We start from the raw sequence: 9,184 nt of genomic DNA on the forward strand, positions 1-9,184 counted from the left end.
GGCCCGCATTCGCTCAACGCCTATTTCGACACGGCGATCGCCGCCGGACGGCTGTTCGGGATGGCGATGCAGGGCCGCTGGATCACCGTCGGCACGCCCGACGCCATTCCGCTCGCCGAGGCGGCGGTCGCCGGCGCCCTCGCGAAAGCGATATGAGCGGCTCGCGCCGCGTTTTCTCGATCCCGCCCGGAGCGCCGTTTCTGCCGACGCTGGCTGAAGCCTTGCTGGCCGGCCGGCTTGTCCCCGGCTTCCGCTTCGAGGGCGACCCGCTGGCGCTCGCCGACGTCACGCTCTATGTGCCGACGCGGCGCGCGGCGCGGGCATTGCGCGGCGCCTTCGTTGACATGCTGGGAGGTCGCTCGGCCATTCTGCCGACGGTGCGGCCGCTCGGCGAGTTCGACGAGGACGAGGCCACCTTCGACACCGAGGCAACGCCAGCAATCGATCTGGCGCCGCCGATCGCGGCGCAGGAACGCTTGCTGTTGCTGGCGCCGCTGGTGCGGGCGTGGAAGGAGAGCCTGCCGGCGCATGTCGCGGCGCGCTTCAATGAGGAATTCGTGGTGCCGACCTCGGCGGCCGACGCCATCTGGCTGGCGCGCGACCTTGCCCGGCTGATGGACGAAATCGAGACCGAAGGCACGGATTGGGCGAAGCTCGCCGGGCTGGTCAGCGGCAACCTCGCCGGCTGGTGGCAGGTGACGCTCGATTTCCTCGGCATCGTCACCGACCACTGGCCAAGGCTGCTGGAGGAGCGCAGCCTCTCCAATCCGGCCGCGCACCGCAGCGCGCTGATCCGGCTGGAGGCGGCGCGGCTGAAGCGCAATCCGCCGGCCGGACCGGTGATCGCCGCCGGCTCGACCGGCTCCATTCCGGCGACAGCCGAACTGCTCGGGGTGATCGCCGGCCTGCCTAACGGCGCTGTCGTGCTGCCTGGCCTCGACAAAGGGCTGGATGAGGCATCCTTCGCCGCGATTTCGGCGCCCGGCGCGCGGCCGGCCACGCTCGGCCATCCGCAATTCGGGCTGGCGAAGCTGATCGGCGGCATCGGCGTGCTGCGCACCGATGTCGAGGAGATCGTCGCCGCTGACCGGGCGCTTTCGCTGCGCGCGGCGCTTGTCGGCGAAGCACTGCGACCGGCCGAAACCACCGAATTGTGGACCGCGACCCGCCCCGGTTTCGAAGGCGAGGCCATGGGCCAAGCCCTGGCCGGCGTGACGCTGGTGGAAGCCGCAAGCGAGCGCGACGAGGCAGTGGCGATCGCGATCGCGCTGAAGCGCGCCGTCGAGCAGCCGGCCCGGCGCGCAGCACTTGTCACCGGCGACCGCGCGCTGGCGCGGCGCGTCTCCGTCGAGCTCAAGCGCTTCGGCGTCGTCGCCGACGATTCCGGCGGCACGCCGCTCGCCAACACGCCGGCGGCGAGCCTGCTGAGGCTGGCGCTGCAGGCCGCATTCCGGCCTGGCGATCCGGTCGGCCTGTTGTCGCTGCTGAAGCACCCGCTGCTTGGCCTCGACCTCGACCGGGGGCGCGTGCGCCATGCGGCGGGGATCGTCGAACTGGTGGCATTGCGCGGCGGCACCGGGCGGCCGGACGCGGCCTCGCTGGCGTTGCTTTTCGAGGCCCGCCTTTCGGGTCTCGGCGGCAGCCGCCCGCCCTTCTGGCTCTCGCGGCTGTCGGCGCGCGGCATCGACGAGGCGCGGGACATGCTTGCCCGCCTGGCCGAGGCGCTTGCGCCGCTCACCGCCTTTCGCGGCGAACAGGATGCCGACCTCGCCGCCTTGACGCATGCAAGCGTTGTTGTGCTGGAGAACCTTGGCCGGGCAGCCGATGGCGGCCTGACGCAACTCTATGCCGGCGACGCCGGCGAGAAGCTCGCCGAACTCATGCGCGGCCTCGTCGCCGCTTCGGTGCCGTTCGCCTTCGCGGCAGCCGAATGGCCGGACGTGATGAACGCGCTGATCGCACCCGAAATGGTGAAGCCGGCGCAAGGCACCGACCGCAACATCGCCATCTGGGGCGCGCTGGAGGCGCGGCTGCAAAGCGTCGACACGCTCGTCATTGGCGGGCTCAACGAAGGCGTGTGGCCACGCAAGCCGGAGAGCGACCGCTTCATGTCGCGGCTGATGAAGACCGGCATCGATCTCGAGCCGCCGGAACGGCGCATCGGCCTTGCCGCGCACGACTTCCAGATGGCGATGGGCGCGAAAGAGGTGGTGCTGACGCGCTCGGCCCGCTCCGGCGACGCGCCGGCGGTGCCGTCGCGCTGGCTGCAACGCATGCTGACCTTCATCGGCAGGGAGCATGCGGCAGCGCCCTTGCGGCGCGGCGAGGCGCTGCTCGCCTGGGCGCGCGCGCTCGATGCCGGCGAGCGGCAGGATTTCGCGCCACGACCGCAGCCGAGGCCGCCGCTCGGCGTGCGGCCGCAGCATTTCTCGGTCACCGAGATCGAGACGCTGCGCCGCGACCCCTATGCCGTCTATGCCAGGCGGATCCTCGGCCTAATGCCGCTCGATCCGGTCATCCGCGATCCCGGAGCGGCCGAGCGCGGCACGCTGTTCCACGCCATCCTGCATCTGTTCTCAGCGAGGATCGCCGATCCGCGCCAGCCGGACGCGCTGGCAGGTCTTCTCGAAGCCGGCCGGGCCTGCTTTGCGGAAGCCGCACTGCCACCTGACATCGAGGCGGTGTGGTGGCCGCGCTTCGAAAAGCTCGCCGCCAACATCATCGAATGGGAGCATGGCCGCGCCGACGCCGTCGCCCAACGCTATGCCGAGGAACGAGCCGAGAAGACCGTGGTCGGCCGCACCGGGGTGACGCTGTCCGGCTATGCCGATCGCATCGACCTGCTGGCCGGCGGCATGGCCGACATACTCGACTACAAGACCGGCTCCTCGCCATCGAAGGCGCAGGCGCACACGCTGCTTTCGCCACAGCTGGCGCTGGAAGGCGCGCTGCTCAGGCGCGGCGCCTTCAAGGCGCTCGGCACAGCTGAGCCCTCGCAGCTCGCCTTCGTGCGACTGAAGCCCAATGGCGACGTGTTCGAGGAATCGATCCTCGAGTACAACCGCAAGCCCAGGACCGCCAATGAGCTCGCCGAGGAGGCCTGGGCACGGCTGGAGAAGCTGCTCTTCCACTATGCCGACCCGACGACCGGCTATCTGTCGCGCGCGCTGCCGTTCCGCGAGGGCGAGGCCGATGGCGACTACGACCATCTCGCGCGCGTGCTCGAATGGTCGGCCGGAGGCGATAGCGACGACGAGGCGGGGGAGGCATGAAGAAGGCCTACCCGATCCCCAGCGACACCGCTGCAAGCCAGGCGCGCGCTTCCGACCCGCTGAATTCGGCCTGGGTGTCGGCCAATGCCGGCTCGGGCAAGACGCATGTGCTGGCGCAGCGCGTCATTCGGCTTTTGCTCAACGGCACCGATCCGTCGAAAATCCTCTGCCTGACCTATACGCGCGCCGCCGCCGCCAACATGTCGAACCGGGTGTTTTCGACGCTGTCGGAATGGACCTCGCTCGGTGACGCCGAGCTCGCCGCGCGGATCGCGACGCTTGACGGCCGCCGTGCCGACGCCGACACGATGCGCCGCGCGCGGCGGCTGTTCGCCGAAGCACTGGAGACGCCGGGCGGGCTGAAGATCCAGACGATCCACGCCTTCTGCGAATCGGTGCTGCACCAGTTCCCGCTGGAGGCCAACATTCCCGCGCATTTCGAGATGCTCGATCCGCAGATGGAAGCGTCGCTGTTCGCCGATGCCCGCCGCGACATGATCTCCGGCGCCAGCGCCGGCGCCGAAAGCCTGGCCGACGCCTTCGCCACGGTACTGGAGCGCGGCGGCGAGGCGGGTCTAGACGCGCTGCTCTCGGAGATCGTGAACAAGCGCGATGGGCTGCGCGCCTTCCTGTCGGGGCTGGGCGAGGACTTCCGGCCGCTGTTCGCCGAATTCCGCTTCAGGCCGGGCCTGACGGCCGACGACATCGCCGCCTCGCTCTGGCCATTGCCCGGCTTCCTGCCAGACTATTTCGCCGGCTTCGCGCGCACCGCGGAAACGGCCGATGCGCGCATCGTGCTGAACAACATCCTGCCCTATGCCCGGCTGGCGTTTGCCGAAGCCGACCCGATCCGCAGGCTGCAGCTGCTCGGTAAGGCTTTCCTGAAGGCCGATGGCGACGCTTACGAGCCGGCAAAGACCTTCAAGAGGGCGCTGCTCGACCGGCTGCCCGACCTGCCGGAGCGCTATCTGGCGGCGGCCAAGGCGATCCTCGAGGTTTCGGACCGGCTGGCGCTGTTTCGGATGCTCGAAGGCACGGCGGCGGCGCTGACCATCGCCCGCTGGCTGATCGCCCGCTACGAGCAGCTGAAGCGAAGCCGCGGCTTCCTCGACTTCAACGATCTGATCACCCGCACCGTCGCCCTTTTGTCGCGGCCCGATGCCGGCCCCTGGGTGCAGTTCAAGCTCGACCAGGGCATCGACCACATCCTGCTCGACGAGGCGCAGGACACCAGCCCCGACCAGTGGGAGGTGGTGAAGAAGCTGACGGAGGAGTTCTTCGCCGGCCTCGGCCAGCGCGAGACGGTGCGGCGCACGATGTTCGCCGTCGGCGACGAAAAGCAGTCCATCTATTCCTTCCAGGGCGCCGCACCCGATTCCTTTGCCGAGAGCAGGCTTTTGTTTGCCGGTCGCGTGCGCGACGCAGAAGCCTCTTTCGCCGATCTCAAGCTGACCTGGTCGTTCCGCTCCAGCGACGATGTGCTAGCCGCCGTCGACCGTGTCTTTGCCGATCCGGGCGTCAGGCGCGGCATCAGCCACGACCCCGATCCGCTCAGCCACAAGGCGATCCGCACCGACGCGCCGGGCTATGTCGAGGTGTGGCCGTCGATCGGCGCCGACGCGGTCGAGGAGCCTGACGACTGGACCTTGCCGGTCAACCATGCCAGCGCGCCGGCGGTGCGGGTGGCCGAGCATGTGGCTGCGACGATCCAGGCCTGGCTCCGGGACGGCGAGGTCCTCGAGGGCAAGGGCCGCAGGCTGACGGCCGGCGACATCCTTGTCCTGGTGCGCAAGCGCGACCGCTTCGTCCATGCTTTGTCGCGCAGCCTGAAGAACCGGCAGATCCCGGTCGCCGGCGCCGACCGGCTGAGCCTGCCCGGGCACATCGCGGTGAAGGACCTGATCGCGCTCGGCCATTTCCTCATCCAGCCGGAGGACGACCTGTCGCTGGCGGCCGTGCTGCGCAGCCCGATCTTCGACGTGTCCGAGGAGCGGCTCTTTTCGCTGGCTAACGGACGGCCGACGGGTCTTTCGCTAATCGCTTCGCTCCGAAAGCAGGGTGGCGAGGATGCCGTACTGGCCGGCATTGTCGCGCGGCTCGACGCCTGGACGGACGAGGCAGCCTTCAAGCCGGTGTTCGAATTCTACGCCGCGGCCCTTGCGCGCGACGGCCTGCGCAAGAAGATGATCGCGCGCCTCGGGCCGGAAGCCGGCGACATAATCGACGAATTCCTGAGCTTCTGCCTTGCTGAGGAGCGCACAGGCCTGCCGGGGCTGGAGGCTTTCCTGGCAACGCTGGAAAGCAGCGGGCCAGAGATCAAGCGCGAGATGGACCAGACCCGCGACGAGGTACGCGTCATGACCGTGCACGCAGCCAAGGGCCTGGAGGCGCCTGTCGTCTTCCTGGTCGATGGCGGTTCGGCGCCGTTCAGCGACCAGCATCTGCCGCGCCTGATGCCGTTCGAGGGTTCGGGCGAGCATCTTGGGGGCAAGGGCTATCTCTGGCGCTCGGCGAGCGACGTTGCCAATAGCTTTTCGAAAGCCGCGGCCGCGCATGCAAGGGAGCTTGCCGACGACGAATACCGCCGTCTGCTCTATGTCGGCATGACGCGGGCCGAGGACCGGCTGGTCGTCTGCGGCTATCACGGCAAGCGCGCGCCGAGCACCGGCACCTGGCATGCGATCGTCAGCCGGGCGCTGATCGGCGCGCCGGAAAGCGGGGAGCGCCGGCACCCGGCGACGGACGAGGTCGCAGTGCACCGCTTCCATATGACCAAGCTGCCGCCGGTGGCGTTGGTGGCGGCCGGATCGGCAAGCCCGGTGCAGCATGTCGCGCCGCTGCCGGAAAACCTGTTCCGCCCGTTGCCGCCCTATGAGGAGCTGCCGCGGCCTCTGTCGCCCTCCGGCGCCTCAGCGCTGATCGACGAGGCCAAGCAGACGGTGACCGACACGCGCTCGCCGGTACTGGATGCCGAGGCAGAGCCCGGTTTCGCCGTCCTGCGCGGGCTGGCGCTGCACAAATTGCTGCAGATGCTACCTTCGATCGCTGAAGGCGAGCGTCAGGACGCCGCGGAACGTTATCTGGCGCGCGCCGGCGCCGGCTGGCCGGAAGCAGAGCGCGGCAAAGCGCTGGCAGCCGTGATGGCGATCCTCGCCGATCCCCGCTTCACCGCATTGTTCGCGCCCGCATCGCGCGCCGAAGTCGCGGTCATGGGCAGCCTCGAGGTGAAGGGAAAGCTACGCTCGATCTCCGGCAAGATCGACCGGCTGGCGATCTCTGGGCACAGCGTGTCGATCGTCGACTACAAGACCAACCGGCCGGCGCCGGCGACGCTGGAGGAGGTGCCGCCTGCCTACGTGCTGCAGCTCGCGCTCTATCGGGCACTGCTTCAGCCGCTCTATCCCGGCCGCGCGGTCCGGGCCGTGCTGCTGTTCACCGAGGCACCAAGGCTGATCGAGCTGCCGGCGCGTGCTCTTGACGATGCCCTTGCCCGACTCACGGGAGCGTGACACAAGAACTGCTTGAATTAGGCCGCTGCCACCACCACATTTGGTGTAACCCGAGTTCTCGAAAGGATTTCCGCATGACCACCGTCAAGGTCGACAAGAGCAATTTCCAGGCCGATGTGCTCAACGCCAAGGAGCCGGTCGTGGTGGATTTCTGGGCCGAATGGTGCGGCCCCTGCAAGATGATCGCCCCGGCGCTGGAAGACATCGCCAAGGAGCTTGGCTCGAAGGTGAAGATCGCCAAGCTCAACATCGACGAGAATCCGGAGCTTGCCGCCCAGTTCGGCGTGCGCTCGATCCCGACGCTGATGATCTTCAAGGGCGGCGAAGTCGCCGACATGAAGGTCGGCGCGGCGCCGAAGACCGCGCTGTCGCACTGGATCAACGGCAGCCTCGCCTGAGCCAATCGAAGAGTTTCAAAGGACGAGCCCGGCCATCGCGCCGGGCTTTTTCTTTGGCGCCATGTCTCGGCGCCTTCTGGCCCTCGTGTGCTATGCCTGCATGTCGTCTGCTTGGGACGGACAGGAGAACACCATGACCGGAACAGCCAAGGCCACCGTCTTCATCGACAACGAGCGCGTCATCGTCACCGAATACCGCTTCCAGCCCGGCGACAACACCGGCTGGCACCGCCACGGCCATGACTATGTCATCGTGCCGCTGATGGACGGCAAGGTGAAGCTGCTGACCAAGGACGGCGAATCCTTCGCCGAGATGAAGAAGGGGGCGCCCTATTTCCGCAAGGAGGGCGTCGAGCACGACGTCATCAGCGCCAATGACAGCGAATACGCCTTCATCGAGATCGAGCTGAAATAGCCCATAGACGGCGCGCGGAAGTCACCAGTCGGCGATGCGATCGCCGCCGGTAAATTGCGCGCTTTTGGCGGTGTATTCGAACAGCTCGATCTTCACGCCGTTCGGATCGCTGATCCAGGCCTGGAACGTGTCGTCGCAGGCGTGCTTCTTCGATGTGACCTCGACGCCCTTCGACCTGATATGGGCGATCGCCGCGTCGATGTTTTCCACTTCCAGGCAGAAATGGTTGATCTGGTTGCGATCGCTGTATCTGGCCTCGTCGTTCTGGAACACCTCGACATGGCTGCGGCCGCCGCAATCGAGGTAGAAGCCGAAAACCTTGCCGTCGCGCAGGAAATTGAACCTTGTGTCCATGCCGAGCACGTCGCGGTAGAAGCTTCGCGTCGCTTCCAGGTCATGCGCGAAGATGCAGACATGGGCGAGTTGCTTGACCTTGATCACGACGGGCTCCTTGCGGTCAGAACAGGTCGGAACCCTGCCCTCAGGTCGGCGGCGTGCCGTTTTCGGCCAGCACCGCGCCGGCCAGGTAAAGCGAGCCGCCGATCAGGATGCGCGGCGGCGGACCGTCCCAGGTGTCGCGCAGCAGCATCAGCGCGCTGGCGACGGAGCTGACGGGTTCCGCCGACAGGCCGGCCTCGGCGGCACGCAGCGCCAGTTCGTCATTCGGCACGCCGGCGTCGCTGAGGCTCACCGGCACCGTATAGACATGCCGGGCGAGCCCCTTGAAGGCGCGGAAATAGCCGCTCTGGTCCTTGGTGTTGATCATGCCGGAGATCAGGAACAGCGGCCGCGGGTGCTTCTCTTCCTGCTCGGCGAGCGCCTCGGCGATGACGACGCCGGCGCCCGGATTGTGACCGCCGTCGAGCCAGATGTCGGCGCCCTTCGGCGCCAATTCGGCCAGCTTGCCTTGCGCCAGCTTCTGCATGCGGCCGGGCCAGGCGACGCTGGCCATCGCCTTTTCGGCGGCGCGATGGCTGATCTCGAAGCCGGCGGCCTTGATCGCGGCGATCGCCGCGGCCGCATTGGCGAACTGGTGGCGCCCCGGCAGGCGCGGCGGCGGCAGGTCCATCAGCCCGTCCTCGTCCTGGTAGACCATGCGGCCGTTTTCCTCGAAAGCGAGGAAATCCTGGCCGTAGACGAAGGTCGGGCAGTCGAGCCGTTCGGCGGTCTCGATCAGCACCTGCAGCGCCGTCTCGCTTTCCTGCGCGCCGATGACAACCGGGCAGCCAGGCTTGATGATGCCGGCCTTTTCTGCGGCGATCAGTTCGACGCGGTCGCCGAGATAGGCCTCATGGTCCATCGACACCGGCATGATCACCGACACTGCCGGCCGGGCGATGACATTGGTGGCGTCGAAGCGGCCGCCAAGGCCGACCTCGATGATGGCCGCTTCGGCCGGATGCTCCGCGAACAAGAGGAAGGTGACGGCGGTGAGGATCTCGAAGACGGTGATCTTCTGGCCTTGATTGGCCGCCGCGACGCGGGCGATGGCATCGGCGAAGACCTGGTCGTCGACCAGCTTGCCGCCGCCCTCGGCGGCGAGGCGGTAGCGCTCGTGCCAGTTCACCAGGTGCGGCGAGGTGTGCACAT

6 protein-coding genes and 1 pseudogene are annotated in these 9,184 nt (G+C 68.0%); 5 read left to right on the plus strand and 2 right to left on the minus strand.

The genetic code is table 11. The features are described from left to right. From EN780_RS40715 to EN780_RS20220, 5 genes and pseudogenes are all read left to right on the plus strand, one after another. Positions 1-156, plus strand: a pseudogene (locus EN780_RS40715) (nucleotidyltransferase family protein); the annotation flags it as partial. Beyond that, complete coding sequence (addB, locus tag EN780_RS20205; protein ID WP_128275108.1) at positions 153-3,272, plus strand: double-strand break repair protein AddB; 3,120 nt, start codon at positions 153-155, stop codon at positions 3,270-3,272. The pseudogene EN780_RS40715 and the gene addB, both read left to right, overlap by 4 nt. Then, entirely contained in the window at positions 3,269-6,781 is a 3,513-nt protein-coding gene (addA, locus tag EN780_RS20210) for a double-strand break repair helicase AddA (RefSeq protein ID WP_128275109.1), read from the plus strand. The genes addB and addA overlap by 4 nt, the downstream gene beginning before the upstream one ends. 74 nt (positions 6,782-6,855) lie before the next feature. Next, entirely contained in the window at positions 6,856-7,179 is a 324-nt protein-coding gene (gene trxA, locus EN780_RS20215; protein WP_126057124.1) for a thioredoxin, read from the plus strand. Positions 7,180-7,312: 133 nt separating this feature from the next. Further along, entirely contained in the window at positions 7,313-7,594 is a 282-nt protein-coding gene (locus tag EN780_RS20220; RefSeq protein WP_127283612.1) for a cupin domain-containing protein, read from the plus strand. Between the two features lie 21 nt (positions 7,595-7,615). Here the strand turns inward: EN780_RS20220 and EN780_RS20225 are convergent, their stop codons facing one another. Both EN780_RS20225 and EN780_RS20230 read right to left on the minus strand, forming a co-directional pair. Next, on the minus strand, positions 7,616-8,035 hold the full coding sequence (locus EN780_RS20225) for a VOC family protein (RefSeq protein WP_128275110.1): 420 nt from the start codon (positions 8,033-8,035) through the stop codon (positions 7,616-7,618). A gap of 40 nt (positions 8,036-8,075) precedes the next feature. Then, a partial coding sequence (locus EN780_RS20230) for a folylpolyglutamate synthase/dihydrofolate synthase family protein (protein ID WP_133372653.1) occupies positions 8,076-9,184 on the minus strand: 1,109 nt, incomplete at its 5' end.

The organism is Mesorhizobium sp. M4B.F.Ca.ET.089.01.1.1, from assembly GCF_004022605.1.
Classification (GTDB): domain Bacteria; phylum Pseudomonadota; class Alphaproteobacteria; order Rhizobiales; family Rhizobiaceae; genus Mesorhizobium; species Mesorhizobium abyssinicae.